The sequence below is a fragment of the Streptomyces sp. NPDC015242 genome, assembly GCF_043079125.1.
Taxonomy (GTDB): Bacteria; Actinomycetota; Actinomycetes; order Streptomycetales; family Streptomycetaceae; genus Streptomyces.
This window is the reverse complement of the sequence record NZ_JBIBUF010000006.1, coordinates 102,378-119,438: the sequence shown is the minus strand read 5'-3', so window position 1 is coordinate 119,438 and position 17,061 is coordinate 102,378. Positions and strand designations below refer to the sequence as shown.

The window sequence follows — 17,061 nt, the reverse complement described above, 5'->3', positions numbered from 1 at the left end:
AACTGCGTCGATCCGCCTGCCGAACGGGTGGTGAACACGCCCTTCCCGGCATCCGATAGCCTCTGCCGACAGCCGCCCGGGAGCCACCGGCGCGGGCGCCCCCATCGTGCACATCACCGGCGCGGACACGCCGGTACCAGGGAGTGAATTCGGTTGTCGACCGCCATCCTCACCGGTCAGCCGGTCCCCGGATCGTCGATCGAGGGCGACCTGCGGTCCCTCGGCTTCGACGTCCGGGTCGCGGCCGACGCCGCCGAGGCCGAGACGCTGCTCGCCGAGGTGCCGGGCGACGAGCGGGTCGCGCTGGTCGACGCCCGGTTCGTGGGGCACGTGCACGCGCTGCGCCTCGGCCTCACCGACCCCCGCTTCCCGCTGGCCGCGATCCCCGGCGTCGTCACCGCCCGCCCGGCCGGCCGCCAGGCCCTCACCCGGGCCGTGGCCCGCGAGAACTCCGCGGGCGGCACCACCACCGTGGCCGTCAGCCTCGCCGACCGCGTCCTCACCGCCCTGGACGCCGACGGCGCCGAGGTGCACCGCCCCGAGCTGGGCACCCTGGTCGCCGCCGTCCCCGCCGACCCGCAGGCCCGCAACGAGGCGCGGCAGGCGGTCGCGGACGTCGACGACGAGGCCGTACGCCTGAAGTCGGCCGTGAAGGCCCGCGACGGCTTCTTCACCACCTTCTGCATCAGCCCGTACTCCCGCTACATCGCCCGCTGGTGCGCCCGCCGCGGCCTCACCCCCAACCAGGTGACCACGGCCTCGCTGCTCACCGCCCTCATAGCGGCGGCCTGCGCGGCCACCGGCACCCGCGGCGGCTTCGTCGCGGCCGGCGTCCTGCTGATCGCGTCCTTCGTGCTGGACTGCACCGACGGCCAGCTCGCCCGTTACTCCCTGCAGTACTCCACGCTCGGCGCCTGGCTCGACGCCACCTTCGACCGGGCCAAGGAGTACGCCTACTACGCCGGCCTCGCCCTCGGCGCCGCCCGCGGCGGCGACGACGTCTGGGCCCTCGCCCTCGGCGCCATGGTCCTGCAGACCTGCCGGCACGTCGTGGACTTCTCCTTCAACGAGGCCAACCACGACGCCACCGCCAACACCAGCCCCACCGCCGCCCTCTCCGACAAGCTCGACAGCGTCGGCTGGACGGTCTGGGTCCGGCGCATGATCGTCCTGCCCATCGGCGAGCGCTGGGCCATGATCGCCGTCCTCACGGCCGTCACCACGCCCCGCGTCACCTTCTACGCGCTGCTCATCGGCTGCGCGTTCGCGGCGACGTACACGACGGCGGGACGGGTGCTGCGCTCCCTGACCCGCAAGGCCCGGCGCACCGACCGTGCCGCCGCCGCGCTGGCCGACCTGGCGGACAGCGGGCCGCTGGCCCAGGGCTTCGCCGAGGCGCTCAAGAAGCCCGCCCGCGCTCTGCCGGGCTTCACGGCGCCCGCCGTCGCCCTCCTCGGCGGTCTCGCCGTCGTCCTCACCTCCGCGCTGACCGGCTTCGGCGGACCCTGGCCGGTCGTCGCCGCGCTCGCCTACGCCCTGACCTCGGGCCTCGCCGTCGCCCGCCCCCTCAAGGGCGCCCTCGACTGGCTCGTCCCGCCGTTCCTGCGCGCCGCCGAGTACGGCACCGTCCTCGTCCTGGCGGCGAAAGCGGATGTGAACGGGGCCCTTCCTGCGGCTTTCGGGCTGGTGGCCGCGGTCGCCTACCATCACTACGACACGGTGTACCGCATCCGCGGCGACGCCGGAGCGCCCCCCGCCTGGCTGGTGCGTTCCATCGGGGGGCACGAGGGACGGACGCTGCTCGTCACCGTCCTCGCCGCGCTGCTCACCGCCTCGCAGTTCACGGTCGCGCTCACGGTCCTCGCCGTGGCCGTGGCCCTGGTGGTGCTCGTCGAGAGCATCCGCTTCTGGGTCGCCGCCCACCAGGGCGGCGCACCCGCCGTACACGATGAAGGAGAACCCGCATGATCGGCCTCGTGCTGGCGGCCGGCGCCGGACGGCGTCTTCGCCCCTACACCGACAGCCTTCCCAAGGCGCTGGTGCCGGTGGGGCCCGCGGGCATAGAGGGCGAACCGACGGTTCTCGACCTGACCCTCGCCAACTTCGCCGAGGTCGGCCTGACGGAGGCCGCGATCATCGTCGGCTACCGCAAGGAGGCCGTCTACGCGCGCAAGGAGGCGCTGGAGGCGACGTACGGCCTCAAGCTCACCCTCATCGACAACGACAAGGCCGAGGAGTGGAACAACGCCTACTCCCTGTGGTGCGGGCGTGACGCCCTCAAGGACGGCGTCATCCTCGCCAACGGCGACACCGTCCACCCGGTCTCCGTCGAGAAGACGCTGCTCGCCGCCCGCGGTGACGGCAAGAAGATCATCCTCGCCCTCGACACGGTGAAGCAGCTCGCCGACGAGGAGATGAAGGTCGTCGTCGACCCCGCCCGGGGCATGACGAAGATCACCAAGCTGATGGACCCCGCCGAGGCCACCGGCGAGTACATCGGCGTCACCCTCATCGAGGGCGACGCCGCCCCCGAGCTGGCCGACGCGCTGAAGACCGTGTGGGAGACCGACCCGCAGCAGTTCTACGAGCACGGCTACCAGGAGCTGGTGAACCGCGGCTTCCGGATCGACGTGGCGCCGATCGGCGACGTCGACTGGGTGGAGATCGACAACCACGACGATCTCGCCCGTGGACGGGAGATCGCATGCCAGTACTGACCCGGCTGATCCCCTCGCCGCTCGTCGTGGACATCCGCCCGGGTGCCCTCGACGACCTGGCGTGCGTCCTCGCCGACGAACGCATCTCCCACTCCGGCCGCCTCGCCGTCGCCGTCAGCGGCGGCTCCGGCGCCAAGCTGCGCGAGCGCATCTCGCCGAGCATGCCCGGCGCCACCTGGTACGAGGTCGGCGGCGGCACCCTGGACGACGCGGTCCGGCTGGCGAGCGACATAAAGGCCGGCCACTACGACGCCGTCGTCGGCCTCGGCGGCGGCAAGATCATCGACTGCGCCAAGTTCGCCGCGGCACGCGTCGGCCTGCCCCTGGTCGCCGTGCCGACGAACCTGGCGCACGACGGCCTGTGCTCGCCGGTCGCCACCCTCGACAACGACGCCGGCCGCGGCTCCTACGGCGTGCCCAACCCGATCGCGGTCGTCATCGACCTGGACGTCATCCGCGAGGCCCCGGTCCGCTTCGTCCGCGCCGGCATCGGCGACGCCGTCTCCAACATCTCGGCGATCGCCGACTGGGAGCTGGCCAACCGGGTCAAGGGCGAGCGGATCGACGGCCTGGCCGCGGCCATGGCCCGCCAGGCCGGGGAGGCCGTCCTGCGGCACCCGGGCGGCATCGGGGACAACGACTTCCTCCAGGTGCTGGCCGAGGCGCTCGTCCTCAGCGGCATCGCCATGTCGGTGTCGGGCGACTCGCGGCCGTCCTCCGGGGCGTGCCACGAGATCAACCACGCCTTCGACCTGCTCTACCCGAAGCGGGCCGCCGCCCACGGCGAGCAGTGCGGTCTCGGCGCGGCCTTCGCGATGTGGCTGCGCGGGGCGCACGAGGAGTCGGCGTACATGGCGGAGGTACTGCGCCGCCACGGCCTGCCCGTGCTGCCGGACGAGATCGGCTTCACGACGGACGAGTTCGTCAAGGCCGTCGAGTTCGCCCCGGAGACCCGGCCCGGCCGCTACACCATCCTCGAACACCTCGACCTGAACCCCGAACAGATCAAGGACACCTACACCGACTATGTCAAGGCCATCGGTAGCTGAACTACGCCCCGTCGTTCACCCCGCAGGGGTGAAGGACCGGCGCAGCGGTGAGCACTGGATGGGACGCCTCTACATGCGCGAGGTGTCCCTGCGGGTCGACCGCTACCTGGTCAACACCAGGGTCACACCCAACCAGCTCACGTACCTGATGACCGTCTTCGGTGTGCTCGCGGCCCCGGCACTGCTCGTGCCGGGGATCCCGGGCGCCGTCCTCGGCGTCGTCTGCGTGCAGATGTACCTGCTGCTGGACTGCGTCGACGGCGAGATCGCGCGCTGGAAGAAGCAGTACTCGCTCAACGGCGTCTACCTGGACCGCGTCGGCGCCTACCTCACCGACGCTGCCGTGCTCACCGGCTTCGGCCTGCGCGCGGCCGACCTGTGGGGCACCGGCCGCATCGACTGGCTGTGGGCCTTCCTCGGCACCCTGGCCGCCCTCGGCGCCATCCTCATCAAGGCCGAGACCGACCTCGTCGGCGTCGCCCGCCACCAGGCCGGCAAGCCGCCGGTCAAGGAGGCCGCGGCCGAGATGCGCTCCTCCGGCATGGCCCTGGCCCGCAAGGCCGCCGCCTTCCTGAAGTTCCACCGCCTCATCCTGGGCATCGAGGCGTCCCTGCTGATCCTGGTCCTGGCCATCGTCGACCAGGCCCGCGGCGACCTGTTCTTCTCCCGGCTCGGCGTGGCCGTGCTGGCCGGCATCGCCCTGGTGCAGACGCTGCTGCACCTGGTCTCCATCCTCGCTTCGAGCAGGCTGAAGTGAGCGGCATGAAGGTCGGCGCGGTCATCATCACGATGGGCAACCGCCCCGACGAGCTGCGCGCCCTCCTCGACTCGGTCGCCAAGCAGGACGGCGACCCCGTCGAGGTGGTCGTCGTCGGCAACGGCTCGCCCGTCCCGGACGTCCCCGAGGGCGTCCGCACGATCGAGCTGCCCGAGAACCTCGGCATCCCCGGCGGCCGCAACGTCGGCATCGAGGCCTTCGGCCCGTCCGGCCGGGACGTCGACGTGCTGCTCTTCCTCGACGACGACGGGCTCCTCGCGAGCCACGACACCGCCGAGCTGTGCCGCGAGGCGTTCGAGGCCGACCCGAAGCTCGGCATCATCAGCTTCCGCATAGCCGACCCGGACACCGGCGTCACCCAGCGCCGCCACGTCCCCCGGCTGCGCGCCGCCGACCCGATGCGCTCCTCCCGGGTCACCACCTTCCTGGGCGGCGCCAACGCCGTCCGCACCCGCGTCTTCGCCGATGTCGGAGGACTCCCGGACGCGTTCTTCTACGCCCATGAGGAGACCGACCTGGCCTGGCGGGCCCTCGACGCCGGCTGGATGATCGACTACCGGTCCGACATGGTGCTCCACCACCCGACCACCGCCCCCTCGCGGCACGCCGTCTACCACCGCATGGTCGCCCGCAACCGCGTCTGGCTGGCCCGCCGCAACCTCCCCGCGCTCCTCGTCCCCGTCTACCTCGGCGTGTGGCTGCTGCTCACCCTGCTGCGCCGCCCCTCCCGCCCCGCCCTGCGGGCCTGGTTCGGCGGATTCCGCGAGGGCTGGACCACTCCGTGCGGGCCCCGCCGCCCCATGAAGTGGCGTACGGTGTGGCGGCTGACCCGACTGGGCCGGCCCCCCGTCATCTGACAAGCTCGTACCGCGAGAATCCGGGAGTACCGGAGGGGCCGTACCCTGGCCCCCGGCTCATGCCAGGCCCGCACAGGCCGCGCATCTCGAAGACGAAAGTTTCCACTAGTGAGTGAGACAACGCACGACGCCACGGTCGCGGTGAGCGCGCCCGCGGCGCCCGACGAGGGCCTCACGGCGAGGGAGCTCGCCGCCAAGTACGGGCTGAGCGTGAGCGGCGCCCGGCCGTCCCTCATCGAGTACGTCCGTCAGTTGTGGGGACGGCGGCACTTCATCCTCGCCTTCTCCCAGGCGAAGCTGACCGCCCAGTACAGCCAGGCCAAGCTCGGCCAGCTGTGGCAGGTGGCCACGCCGCTGCTCAACGCGGCCGTGTACTTCTTCATCTTCGGCCTGCTGCTGGAGGCCGACCGGGGCATGTCCCGCGAGGTGTACATCCCGTTCCTCGTGACGGGCGTCTTCGTGTTCACCTTCACCCAGAGCTCGGTGATGGCGGGCGTGCGCGCGATCTCCGGGAACCTCGGCCTGGTCCGCGCCCTGCACTTCCCGCGCGCCTCCCTGCCGGTCTCCTTCGCGCTGCAGCAGCTCCAGCAGCTGCTGTTCTCCATGATCGTGCTGTTCGCCGTCGCGATCGGCTTCGGGCACTACCCGGACCTGTCCTGGGTGCTGATCGTGCCGGTGCTCGTCCTGCAGTTCTGCTTCAACACCGGCCTCGCGCTGATCATGGCCCGGGCGGGCGCCAAGACCCCCGACCTCGCGCAGCTGATGCCGTTCGTGATGCGGACCTGGATGTACGCGTCCGGCGTGATGTTCTCCATCCCGATCTTCCTCCAGGACAAGCCGGCCTGGATCGCCAACGTCCTGCAGTGGAACCCGGCCGCGATCTACATGGACCTGATGCGCTTCGCCCTCATCGACGACTACGGCTCGCAGTACCTGCCCGACCACGTCTGGGCGGTCGCGGGCGGCTGGGCCGTGCTGTTCGCCCTCGGCGGCTTCGTGTACTTCTGGAAGGCGGAGGAGAGGTACGGCCGTGGCTGAGCAGCACGCCGAGCGGACGGACGACGCGCGGATCCCCACCGTCATCGCGGACGACCTGCACATCGTCTACCGCGTCAACGGCGCCAAGACCGGCAAGGGCAGCGCCACCGCCGCCCTCAGCCGCATCCTCAAGCGCGGCTCCGACGACGCCGCCCGCGGGGTGCGCAAGGTGCACGCCGTGCGCGGGGTCTCCTTCGTCGCCTACCGGGGCGAGGCCATCGGCCTGATCGGCTCCAACGGCTCCGGCAAGTCGACGCTGCTGCGCGCCATCGCGGGCCTGCTGCCCGCCGAGCGGGGCAAGGTCTACACCGACGGCCAGCCCTCGCTGCTCGGCGTCAACGCGGCCCTGATGAACGACCTCACCGGCGAGCGCAACGTCATATTGGGCGGGCTCGCCATGGGCATGTCCCGCGAGGAGATCAAGGAGCGCTACCAGGACATCGTCGACTTCTCCGGCATCAACGAGAAGGGCGACTTCATCACCCTGCCGATGCGCACCTACTCCTCCGGCATGGCGGCCCGGCTCCGGTTCTCCATCGCCGCGGCCAAGGACCACGACGTCCTGATGATCGACGAGGCGCTGGCCACCGGCGACCGCAAGTTCCAGAAGCGCTCCGAGGACCGCATCCGGGAGCTGCGCAAGGAAGCCGGCACGGTGTTCCTGGTCAGCCACAACAACAAGTCCATCCGCGACACCTGCAACCGCGTCCTGTGGCTGGAGCGCGGCGAGCTGCGCATGGACGGCCCGACCGACGAGGTGCTCAAGGAGTACGAGAAGTTCACCGGCAAGTAGCCCGGCGCGGCCAGGGCCCCGGCGGAACTGTTCCGGCGGGGCCCGGCGTCTGCAAAGGAAACGTCAACTCCGGGCCTTTCCAGGAAGCTTGGGGCCGATCGGTGTGTTCTCGTGATGTGCAGGACACCCTGGCGAACCCCGATGCGCTGTACAACGTAAGCTGGACCGGTCCCGAAACACGGCAATCAGGGCGATAATGCGCGACACCGCTCGTCGGCCCGCCGTGCGGACGGCCGGGCGGCGTGTCCGAAATAGTGTGTATTGGGTCGGCAGTGTAGAACGGGAGATGTGACGGCGATGGCTACGGAAACTCCCCAGCTCCTCGCAGCACGTGCCGTCCCCGCGCGGGGCAGCCGGCGGTGACGGGAACCGGCACGGCGCGCGCCCTCGACCCCGAGCGCGGCACCCTCGACAAGGCCGCCGGCGAGAACTTCCCGGTGGCCCCGTTCTTCCTGCCCCGGGCCTGGCGCACCGATCTCATGGCCGTCTACGGCTTCGCCCGCCTCGTCGACGACATCGGCGACGGCGACCTGGCCCCCGGCGGGGCCGACGCCCGGCTGCTCGGCGTCTCCCCGCGGGAGGCCGGCGACCGGCTCGTCCTGCTCGACGCCTTCGAGGCGGACCTGCGCAGGGTCTTCGGCGCCACGCCCCGCCATCCGCTGCTGCGCCGCCTCCAGCCGACCGTGCGCCGGTGCTCGCTGACCCCCGAGCCGTTCCTCGGGCTGATCGCCGCCAACCGCCAGGACCAGCTGGTCGGCCGCTACGAGACCTACGACGACCTGCTCGCCTACTGCGAGCTCTCCGCCAACCCGGTGGGCCGTCTGGTCCTCGCCGTGACCGGCACCTCGACACCCGAGCGGATCCGCCGCTCCGACATGATCTGCACCGCCCTGCAGATCGTCGAGCACCTCCAGGACGTGGCCGAGGACCTCGGCCGCGACCGCGTGTACCTGCCCGCCGCCGACATGAAGCGTTTTCACGTCGAGGAGGCGGATCTCGCCGCGAAGACGGCCGGAGCGCCGGTCCGTGCGCTGATCGCGCACGAGGCGCAAAGGGCCCGGAATCTCCTGAATGAAGGCGCCCCCCTGGTGGGTAGCGTCCACGGCAGGCTGAAGCTGCTGCTCGCCGGGTTCGTGGCGGGAGGAAGGGCGGCTCTGCACGCGATCGCCGCCGCCGACTACGACGTACTTCCCGGCCCGCCCAAGCCCGGCAAGGTCCGGCTGCTGCGTGAGGTGGGCGTGACCCTGCGAGGAGAGGGGTGATCCGGACCGTGGAGTCGGAACCACACGCGTCCCCACCGGTACTCGCCGCCTACAGCTACTGCGAGGCCGTCACCGGGCGGCAGGCCCGTAACTTCGCCTACGGCATCCGGCTGCTGCCGACGGCCCAGCGCCGGGCGATGTCGGCGCTGTACGCGTTCTCGCGGCGCGTCGACGACATCGGCGACGGCGCGCTCGCCGGCGACGTCAAGGTCGCCCGCCTGGAGGAGACCCGGGCGCTGCTCACCCGGATCCGCGAGGGCGGCGTCGACGAGGACGACACGGACCCGGTCGCGGTCGCCCTCACGCACGCGGCCGGGCAGTTCCCGATCCCGCTGGGCGGCCTGGACGAACTCATCGACGGCGTCCTCATGGACGTCCGGGGCGAGACCTACGAGACCTGGGACGACCTGAAGGTCTACTGCCGCTGCGTGGCGGGCGCCATCGGGCGGCTCTCGCTCGGCGTGTTCGGCACGGAACCGGGGGCGCGCGGCGTCGAGCGCGCGCCGGAGTACGCCGACACGCTCGGCCTCGCGCTCCAACTCACCAACATCCTCCGGGACGTCCGCGAGGACGCCGAGGGCGGGCGCACCTATCTGCCCGCCGACGACCTCGCGAAGTTCGGCTGCTCGGCCGGCTTCAGCGGGCCGAAGCCACCGGAGGGCTCCGACTTCGCGGGCCTCGTGCACTTCGAAGTGCGACGGGCCCGCGCTCTTTTCGCCGAGGGCTACCGGCTGCTGCCCATGCTCGACCGGCGCAGCGGCGCCTGCGTCGCCGCCATGGCAGGCATCTACCGCCGGCTGCTGGACCGCATCGAGCGCGACCCCGAGGCCGTGCTGCGCGGCCGGGTCTCGCTGCCCGGCCGCGAGAAGGCGTACGTCGCCGTGCGCGGGCTGTCCGGCCTGGACGCCCGGCACGTCACCCGACGGGCCGTCAGGAGGCGCGCATGACCGGGCGACCGGCCGCTCCGGGCGAGAACCGGCGGGCAACCCTCCGGCCGGCCCCCGCGTCCCTGACGGAGACGGCCGGCCGTGCGCGGTCCGGACAGCACGGCCGCCGCGCAGGGGAGGGTACGCGATGACCCACGGCACGCGGTCGCACGGACCGGTCGCGGACGGGCGGCACACCGTCGTGGTGGGCGGCGGGCTCGCCGGTGTCACCACCGCGCTCGCGCTCGCCGACGCCGGTGTGCGCGTCACCCTGCTGGAGGGCCGGCCCCGGCTCGGCGGCCTGGCCTTCTCCTTCCAGCGCGGCGACCTCACCGTCGACAACGGCCAGCACGTGTACCTGCGCTGCTGCACCGCCTACCGCTGGTTCCTCGACCGCGTCGACGGCGCGGAACTGGCCCCGCTGCAGGACCGGCTCGACGTCCCCGTCGTGGACCTCGCGCGGCCCGCGGGCAAGCGGCTGGGCCGGCTGCGGCGCGACGCGCTGCCCGTGCCCCTGCACCTGGGCCGCAGCCTCGCCACCTACCCGCACCTGTCGCTCGCCGACCGTGCCCGGGTGGGCCGGGCCGCGCTCGCGCTCAAGGGGCTCGACCTCGCCGACCCCGCGCTGGACACCCGGGACTTCGGCAGCTGGCTGGCCGCGCACGGCCAGTCGCCGCGCGCCGTCGAGGCCCTGTGGGACCTGGTCGGCGTCGCCACCCTCAACGCCGTCGCCTCCGAGGCCTCCCTGGGGCTCGCCGCGATGGTGTTCAAGACCGGCCTGCTGTCCGACCCGGGAGCGGCCGACATCGGCTGGGCGCGCGTGCCGCTGGGCGACCTGCACGACCGGCTGGCCCGCAAGGCGCTCGACTCCGCGGGCGTGCGCACCGAGGTCCGCGCCCGCGTCACCTCCGTCTCCCGGAACGGGAACGGCGGCTGGAGCGTCGAGGTGCCCGGCGAGACGATCGAAGCCGACGCCGTCGTGCTCGCCGTACCGCAGCGCGAGGCGCACGGCCTGCTGCCCCGGGATGCCCTCGACGCGCCCGAGCGGCTCCTGGAGATCGGCACCGCGCCGATCCTCAACGTCCATGTGATCTACGACCGCAAGGTCCTCGCCCGGCCCTTCCTCACCGCCCTCGGCACCCCGATCCAGTGGGTGTTCGACCGGACCGAGGCGTCCGGACTGCGCTCGGGGCAGTACCTGGCCCTGTCCCAGTCGGCGGCGCAGGACGACATCGACGCGCCCGTCGCCGCGCTGCGCGAGCGCTACCTGCCCGAGCTGGAACGGCTGCTGCCGCTGACGCGGGGCGCCGGGGTGAGGGACTTCTTCGTCACCCGGGAGCGCACCGCGACGTTCGCTCCCGCCCCCGGCGTCGGGCGCCTCAGGCCCGGTGCCCGCACCAAGGCGTCCGGCCTGTACCTGGCCGGAGCGTGGACCGCCACCGGGTGGCCCGCGACCATGGAGAGTGCGGTCCGCAGTGGTGTGAGCGCGGCGGACGCCGTGCTGGCCGCCCTGGGCCGGCCCCGCCCCCGCCACCTCTTCGAGTTCGAGGAGGCGGCGTGACGCCGGCCCCGGCCGGCGCGGCGGGCGGCCCCCGCACCTCCGGTACCGCAACAAGAGGAGAGACTGTGCCCACTGTGCCCCCGGCCTCGACGACTGCCGAGGCGGTGGACGTGACCGCGCTGCTGGAGCGCGGCCGGACCCTGGCCACTCCGGTGCTGCGGGCGGCCGTCGACCGCCTGGCGCCCCCCATGGACACGGTCGCCGCCTACCACTTCGGCTGGATCGACGCCCAGGGCAGGCCCGCCGAGGGCGACGGCGGCAAGGCCGTGCGCCCCGCCCTCGCGGTCATGTCCGCCGAGGTCATGTCCGCCGCCCCCGAGACCGGTGTCCCCGGCGCCGTCGCCGTGGAACTGGTCCACAACTTCTCCCTCCTCCACGACGACCTCATGGACGGCGACGAACAGCGCCGCCACCGCGACACCGTCTGGAAGGTGCACGGCCCCGCCCAGGCCATCCTGGTCGGCGACGCCCTGTTCGCCCTGGCCAACGAGGTGCTGCTGGAACTCGGCACCGTCGAGGCCGGCCGCGCCACCCGCCGTCTGACCACCGCCACCCGCGCCCTGATCGACGGCCAGGCCCAGGACATCTCCTACGAGCACCGCGACCGCGTCAGCGTCGAGGAGTGCCTGGAGATGGAGGGCAACAAGACCGGGGCCCTGCTCGCCTGCGCCAGCTCCATCGGCGCGGTCCTCGGCGGTGCGGACGACCGCACCGCCGACACGCTGGAGAAGTACGGATACCACCTGGGCCTCGCCTTCCAGGCCGTCGACGACCTCCTCGGCATCTGGGGCGACCCCGTCTCCACCGGCAAGCAGACCTGGAGCGACCTGCGCCAGCGCAAGAAGTCCCTGCCGGTCGTCGCCGCGCTCGCGGCCGGCGGCCCCGCCTCGGAGCGGCTCGGCGAGATCCTCGCCGCCGACGCCAAGGCCGGCGACGTCGAGAACTTCTCCGAGGAGGAGTTCGCGGCCCGCGCCGCCCTGATCGAGGAGGCCGGCGGTCGCGCGTGGACCGCCGACGAGGCACGCCGTCAGCACACCATCGCCATCGAGGCCCTCGACGCCGTGGACATGCCCGACCGGGTGCGGGAGCAGTTCACGGCGCTCGCGGACTTCGTCGTCGTACGGAAGAGATGATCACTATCGGCCGAATAACCCTCGCGTAGTCGCCGGCCGGTGCCGCGAGCCAGCACGGAGCACCGGCCGACGGCGGACCCACAGCAGCTGCACACCTTGCACCACTGCACGAAGGGGAAGCCATGACAGCGACGACCGACGGAAGCACCGGGGCCACTCTGCCGCCCCGCGCCGCCGCGGCCAGCGACATCCAGACCCCCGGGGCGGCCGGGGTAACCGAAACCGCCGCCCGCGCCGCCCGGCGCGCCACCGACTTCCTGCTGTCCCGCCAGGACGCCCAGGGCTGGTGGAAGGGCGACCTCGAGACCAACGTCACGATGGACGCCGAGGACCTGCTGCTCCGCCAGTTCCTCGGCATCCTCGACGAGAAGACCGCGCACGCCGCCGCGTTGTTCATCCGCGGCGAGCAGCGCGAGGACGGCACGTGGGCCACGTTCTACGGCGGCCCCGGCGAACTCTCCACCACCGTAGAGGCCTACGTCGCCCTCCGCCTGGCCGGGGACGCGCCCGACGCCCCGCACATGGCGAAGGCCTCCGCCTGGATCCGCGCGCAGGGCGGCATCGCCGCCGCCCGGGTCTTCACCCGCATCTGGCTGGCCCTGTTCGGCTGGTGGAAGTGGGAGGACCTGCCCGAACTCCCGCCGGAACTCATTTTCTTCCCGAAGTGGGTGCCGCTCAACATCTACGACTTCGGCTGCTGGGCCCGGCAGACCATCGTCCCGCTGACGATCGTCTCCGCGAAGCGCCCGGTACGCCCCGCGCCCTTCCCGCTGGACGAGCTGCACACCGACCCGGCGCACCCGAACCCGGTCAGGCCCCTGGCCCCGCCGCTCAGTTGGGACGGCGCCTTCCAGCGCATGGACAAGGCCCTGCACGCCCTGCGGAAGATCGCCCCGCGCGGACTCCGCAGGGCCGCCGTGAACAGCGCCGCCCGCTGGATCATCGAACGGCAGGAGAACGACGGCTGCTGGGGCGGCATCCAGCCCCCGGCCGTGTACTCGATCATCGCCCTGCACCTGCTGGGCTACGACCTCCAGCACCCGGTGATGCGCGAAGGGCTCGCCTCCCTGGACCGGTTCGCCGTCTGGCGCGAGGACGGGGCCCGGATGATCGAGGCCTGCCAGTCGCCGGTGTGGGACACCTGCCTGGCCGCGATCGCGCTCGTCGACGCCGGACTGCCCGCCGATCACCCGCAGTTGGTCAAGGCGGCCGACTGGATGCTGGGCGAGGAGATCGTCCGGCCCGGCGACTGGTCGGTACGGCGGCCCGGACTGCCGCCCGGCGGCTGGGCGTTCGAGTTCCACAACGACAACTACCCGGACATCGACGACACCGCCGAGGTGGTCCTCGCGCTGCGCCGCATCGCCCACCACGACCCGGAGCGGGTCGACCGGGCCATCGGGCGCGGCGTGCGCTGGACCCTCGGGATGCAGTCGAAGAACGGCGCGTGGGCCGCCTTCGACGTCGACAACACCAGCCCCTTCCCGAACCGGCTGCCGTTCTGCGACTTCGGCGAGGTCATCGACCCGCCGTCGGCGGACGTCACCGCGCACGTCGTCGAGATGCTCGCCGTCGAGGGCCTCGCCCACGACCCGCGCACCCGGCGCGGCATCGACTGGCTGCTGGCCGAACAGGAGCCGGACGGCTCGTGGTTCGGACGCTGGGGCGTCAACTACGTCTACGGCACCGGCTCCGTCGTCCCCGCCCTGGTCGCCGCCGGCCTCCCCGCCGCGCACCCGGCGATCCGGCGGGCGGTGGCCTGGCTGGAGTCGGTGCAGAACGACGACGGCGGCTGGGGCGAGGACCTGCGCTCCTACCGGTACGCCGCCGAGTGGAGCGGCCGGGGCGTCTCGACCGCCTCCCAGACGGCGTGGGCGCTGATGGCGCTGCTCGCGGCCGGGGAGCGGCACTCCAGGGCCGTCGAACGCGGCGTCGAGTGGCTCGCCGCCACCCAGCGGGCGGACGGCTCCTGGGACGAGCCGTACTTCACCGGCACCGGCTTCCCCTGGGACTTCTCGATCAACTACCACCTCTACCGCCAGGTGTTCCCGCTCACGGCGCTCGGCCGCTACCTCCACGGGGAGCCCTTCGCCGACCGGCGCGAGGGGAGCTGATGAGCCCGCATCCCGCTTCCGTCCCGCTGCTGATCGCCTGCGCGCTCGGCATCGAGCAGGTGGCCCTGCGCGCGGGCGCCCGGGGCGGCGCCGACGGCCCGGTCACCGTGCTGCGCACCGGCATGGGGCCGGCCGCGGCCGGGCGGTCCGTCACGCGGATGCTGGCCGACCCGGCCCTGCGGGACGCCGCCGTGCTGGCCACCGGCTTCTGCGCGGGCCTCGCCCCCGGCATGCACCCCGGCGACCTGGTCGTCGCCGAGGAGACCCGCGACCCGCGCTCCACGACCCCCTGCGTCGGGACGGAGCTGCTGGTCGAGGCGCTGGGGCGGGCGGTGCCCGGGCGGACCGTGCACACCGGGCCGCTGACCGGCTCCGACCACGTCGTGCGCGGACCCGAGCGGGCCGATCTGCTCGCGACCGGCGCGATCGCCGCCGACATGGAGTCGGCGGCCACGCTCCTGAGCGCCGTGCGCGCGGGCGAGCGCCCGGTTGCGGCCGTCCGGGTGGTCGTGGACGCTCCTGAACATGAACTCGTCCGGATCGGCACGGTGCGCGGTGGAATATCAGCTTTCCGTGTTCTTCGTTCGGTCCTTCCCGCTTTCTTCGAATGGCACCGTTCCTTGCTGCTCCCCAGGAGGTGAGCCAGATGGCCATGCCGCTCCGACAGTCCATCAAGGTCGCTACGTACTTGGCTGAACAGAAGCTCAGGCGGCGGGACAAGTTCCCCCTGATCGTCGAGCTGGAGCCGCTGTTCGCCTGCAACCTCAAGTGCGAGGGGTGCGGCAAGATCCAGCATCCGGCCGGGGTGCTCAAACAGCGAATGCCGGTCGCCCAGGCCGTGGGCGCCGTCATGGAGTCCGGTGCCCCGATGGTGTCCATCGCCGGCGGCGAGCCGCTGATGCACCCACAGATCGACGAGATCGTGCGCCAGCTCGTGGCCAAGCGGAAGTACGTCTTCCTCTGCACCAACGCCATGCTGCTGCGCAAGAAGATGGACAAGTTCACGCCCTCGCCCTACTTCGCCTTCGCGGTGCACATCGACGGACTGCGCGAGCGGCACGACGAGTCCGTGGCCAAGGAGGGCGTGTTCGACGAGGCGGTGGAGGCGATCAAGGAGGCCAAGCGGCGCGGCTTCCGGGTCACCACCAACTCGACCTTCTTCAACACCGACACCCCGCAGACCATCATCGAGGTGCTGAACTTCCTCAACGACGACCTCCAGGTCGACGAGATGATGATCTCGCCCGCCTACGCCTACGAGAAGGCTCCCGACCAGGAGCACTTCCTCGGCGTGGAGCAGACCCGCGAGCTGTTCAGGAAGGCCTTCGCGGGCGGCAACCGGCGGCGCTGGCGGCTCAACCACTCCCCGCTCTTCCTGGACTTCCTGGAGGGCAAGGTCGACTTCCCGTGCACGGCGTGGGCGATCCCCAACTACTCGCTCTTCGGCTGGCAGCGCCCCTGCTACCTGATGAGCGACGGGTACGTGCCGACGTACCGGGAGCTGGTCGAGGAGACCGACTGGGACAAGTACGGCCGCGGCAAGGACCCGCGCTGCGCCAACTGCATGGCGCACTGCGGCTACGAGCCGACCGCCGTGCTCGCCACCATGGGGTCGCTGAAGGAGTCCCTGCGCGCGATGCGCGAGACGGTCTCGGGGAACCGGGAGTGATGTCATGACCGCCATCGAACTGGGCGTCCCCGAGGTGCCCGTCCGGCCGGTCGCCGCCCGGCGCGCCTCGCGGCGGATCCAGGTCGGCCCGGTGCCGGTCGGGGGCGGGGCCCCGGTGTCGGTGCAGTCCATGACCACGACCCGCACCTCGGACGTAGGCGCCACGCTGCAGCAGATCGCCGAACTCACCGCGTCCGGCTGCCAGATCGTCCGGGTCGCCTGCCCCACGCAGGACGACGCGGACGCGCTGGCGACCATCGCCCGCAAGTCGCAGATCCCGGTGATCGCGGACATCCACTTCCAGCCCAAGTACGTCTTCGCGGCCATCGAGGCGGGCTGCGCGGCCGTGCGCGTCAACCCGGGCAACATCAAGCAGTTCGACGACCGGGTCAAGGAGATCGCCCGGGCGGCCCGTGACCACGGCACGCCGATCCGGATCGGTGTGAACGCCGGATCGCTGGACCGGCGGCTGCTGCGGAAGTACGGCAGGGCCACCCCGGAGGCGCTCGTGGAGAGCGCCCTGTGGGAGGCGTCCCTGTTCGAGGAGCACGACTTCCGCGACATCAAGATCTCCGTCAAGCACAACGACCCGGTCGTGATGATCGAGGCCTACCGGCAACTGGCCGAGCAGTGCGACTACCCGCTGCACCTCGGCGTCACGGAGGCCGGCCCGGCGTTCCAGGGCACCATCAAGTCGGCGGTGGCCTTCGGGGCGCTGCTCTCCCAGGGCATCGGCGACACGATCCGGGTGTCGCTGTCGGCGCCGCCGGCCGAGGAGGTCAAGGTCGGCATCCAGATCCTGGAGTCCCTGGGGCTGCGGCAGCGCCGCCTGGAGATCGTCTCCTGTCCCTCCTGCGGCCGCGCCCAGGTCGACGTGTACAAGCTGGCCGAGGAGGTCACGGCCGGTCTGGAGGGCATGGAGGTGCCGCTGCGCGTCGCCGTCATGGGGTGCGTGGTCAACGGCCCCGGCGAGGCGCGGGAGGCCGATCTGGGGGTGGCCTCCGGCAACGGCAAGGGGCAGATCTTCGTCAAGGGCGAGGTCATCAAGACCGTCCCCGAATCGAGGATCGTCGAGACGCTCATCGACGAGGCGATGAAGCTCGCCGCGCGGATGGAGCAGGACGGCGTGGGGCCGGGGGAGCCGGCCGTCACCGTGAGCTGACC

General features: G+C 72.2%; 16 protein-coding genes. All 16 read left to right on the top strand.

Going from position 1 to position 17,061, the window contains the following annotated elements; all coding sequences use genetic code 11:
• The first annotated feature begins 153 nt into the window (after positions 1-153).
• The gene (locus ACF07N_RS21110) at positions 154-1,968 is read left to right on the top strand and encodes a DUF5941 domain-containing protein (protein ID WP_392115071.1); all 1,815 of its coding nucleotides are present in this window, start codon (positions 154-156) and stop codon (positions 1,966-1,968) included.
• Complete coding sequence (locus tag ACF07N_RS21105) at positions 1,965-2,717, top strand: sugar phosphate nucleotidyltransferase (protein WP_383321013.1); 753 nt, start codon at positions 1,965-1,967, stop codon at positions 2,715-2,717. Before ACF07N_RS21110 ends, ACF07N_RS21105 begins: the two co-directional genes overlap by 4 nt.
• Entirely contained in the window at positions 2,705-3,766 is a 1,062-nt protein-coding gene (locus ACF07N_RS21100; RefSeq protein ID WP_094055255.1) for an iron-containing alcohol dehydrogenase family protein, read from the top strand. The genes ACF07N_RS21105 and ACF07N_RS21100 overlap by 13 nt, the downstream gene beginning before the upstream one ends.
• Positions 3,744-4,523, top strand: a complete 780-nt coding sequence (locus ACF07N_RS21095) for a CDP-alcohol phosphatidyltransferase family protein (protein ID WP_365095410.1) — start codon at positions 3,744-3,746, stop codon at positions 4,521-4,523. Before ACF07N_RS21100 ends, ACF07N_RS21095 begins: the two co-directional genes overlap by 23 nt.
• Before the next feature lie 5 nt (positions 4,524-4,528).
• Positions 4,529-5,401, top strand: a complete 873-nt coding sequence (locus tag ACF07N_RS21090) for a glycosyltransferase family 2 protein (RefSeq protein WP_392115837.1) — start codon at positions 4,529-4,531, stop codon at positions 5,399-5,401.
• Positions 5,402-5,509: 108 nt separating this feature from the next.
• Positions 5,510-6,439, top strand: coding sequence for an ABC transporter permease (locus ACF07N_RS21085; RefSeq protein WP_383321008.1), 930 nt, complete (start codon positions 5,510-5,512; stop codon positions 6,437-6,439).
• A complete protein-coding gene (locus tag ACF07N_RS21080; RefSeq protein WP_383585104.1) occupies positions 6,432-7,232 on the top strand; it encodes an ABC transporter ATP-binding protein in 801 nt (266 codons plus the stop codon). The genes ACF07N_RS21085 and ACF07N_RS21080 overlap by 8 nt, the downstream gene beginning before the upstream one ends.
• Positions 7,233-7,591: 359 nt before the next feature.
• Entirely contained in the window at positions 7,592-8,494 is a 903-nt protein-coding gene (hpnC, locus tag ACF07N_RS21075) for a squalene synthase HpnC (RefSeq protein ID WP_383321002.1), read from the top strand.
• Complete coding sequence (gene hpnD, locus ACF07N_RS21070; RefSeq protein ID WP_383339045.1) at positions 8,491-9,441, top strand: presqualene diphosphate synthase HpnD; 951 nt, start codon at positions 8,491-8,493, stop codon at positions 9,439-9,441. Before hpnC ends, hpnD begins: the two co-directional genes overlap by 4 nt.
• Positions 9,438-9,572, top strand: a complete 135-nt coding sequence (locus ACF07N_RS21065; RefSeq protein WP_392115064.1) for a DUF6380 family protein — start codon at positions 9,438-9,440, stop codon at positions 9,570-9,572. Before hpnD ends, ACF07N_RS21065 begins: the two co-directional genes overlap by 4 nt.
• The gene (hpnE, locus tag ACF07N_RS21060; protein WP_392115061.1) at positions 9,569-10,981 is read left to right on the top strand and encodes a hydroxysqualene dehydroxylase HpnE; all 1,413 of its coding nucleotides are present in this window, start codon (positions 9,569-9,571) and stop codon (positions 10,979-10,981) included. Before ACF07N_RS21065 ends, hpnE begins: the two co-directional genes overlap by 4 nt.
• Before the next feature lie 65 nt (positions 10,982-11,046).
• Complete coding sequence (locus tag ACF07N_RS21055) at positions 11,047-12,114, top strand: polyprenyl synthetase family protein (protein ID WP_383320990.1); 1,068 nt, start codon at positions 11,047-11,049, stop codon at positions 12,112-12,114.
• Between the two features lie 122 nt (positions 12,115-12,236).
• Positions 12,237-14,228: a squalene--hopene cyclase gene (gene shc / locus ACF07N_RS21050; protein ID WP_392115058.1), complete on the top strand. Its 1,992-nt coding sequence runs from the start codon at positions 12,237-12,239 to the stop codon at positions 14,226-14,228.
• The gene (locus ACF07N_RS21045; protein ID WP_392115055.1) at positions 14,228-14,869 is read left to right on the top strand and encodes a 1-hydroxy-2-methyl-2-butenyl 4-diphosphate reductase; all 642 of its coding nucleotides are present in this window, start codon (positions 14,228-14,230) and stop codon (positions 14,867-14,869) included. The genes shc and ACF07N_RS21045 overlap by 1 nt, the downstream gene beginning before the upstream one ends.
• A gap of 5 nt (positions 14,870-14,874) precedes the next feature.
• Positions 14,875-15,897 (top strand): adenosyl-hopene transferase HpnH, encoded by a 1,023-nt coding sequence (gene hpnH, locus ACF07N_RS21040; RefSeq protein WP_383320981.1) that lies wholly within the window; start codon positions 14,875-14,877, stop codon positions 15,895-15,897.
• 4 nt (positions 15,898-15,901) lie between these two features.
• On the top strand, positions 15,902-17,059 hold the full coding sequence (gene ispG, locus ACF07N_RS21035) for a flavodoxin-dependent (E)-4-hydroxy-3-methylbut-2-enyl-diphosphate synthase (protein ID WP_392115052.1): 1,158 nt from the start codon (positions 15,902-15,904) through the stop codon (positions 17,057-17,059).
• Positions 17,060-17,061: the final 2 nt, after the last annotated feature.

Excerpts from the sequence above, each read along its gene's own strand:
- ACF07N_RS21105 (WP_383321013.1), top strand. The coding sequence starts at position 1,965 with ATGATCGGCCTCGTGCTGGCGGCCGGCGCCGGACGGCGTCTTCGCCCC.
- ACF07N_RS21100 (WP_094055255.1), top strand. The coding sequence starts at position 2,705 with ATGCCAGTACTGACCCGGCTGATCCCCTCGCCGCTCGTCGTGGACATC.
- ACF07N_RS21095 (WP_365095410.1), top strand. The coding sequence starts at position 3,744 with ATGTCAAGGCCATCGGTAGCTGAACTACGCCCCGTCGTTCACCCCGCA.
- ACF07N_RS21090 (WP_392115837.1), top strand. The coding sequence starts at position 4,529 with ATGAAGGTCGGCGCGGTCATCATCACGATGGGCAACCGCCCCGACGAG.
- ACF07N_RS21065 (WP_392115064.1), top strand. The coding sequence starts at position 9,438 with ATGACCGGGCGACCGGCCGCTCCGGGCGAGAACCGGCGGGCAACCCTC.
- hpnE (WP_392115061.1), top strand. The coding sequence starts at position 9,569 with ATGACCCACGGCACGCGGTCGCACGGACCGGTCGCGGACGGGCGGCAC.
- shc (WP_392115058.1), top strand. The coding sequence starts at position 12,237 with ATGACAGCGACGACCGACGGAAGCACCGGGGCCACTCTGCCGCCCCGC.
- ACF07N_RS21045 (WP_392115055.1), top strand. The coding sequence starts at position 14,228 with ATGAGCCCGCATCCCGCTTCCGTCCCGCTGCTGATCGCCTGCGCGCTC.
- hpnH (WP_383320981.1), top strand. The coding sequence starts at position 14,875 with ATGGCCATGCCGCTCCGACAGTCCATCAAGGTCGCTACGTACTTGGCT.
- ispG (WP_392115052.1), top strand. The coding sequence starts at position 15,902 with ATGACCGCCATCGAACTGGGCGTCCCCGAGGTGCCCGTCCGGCCGGTC.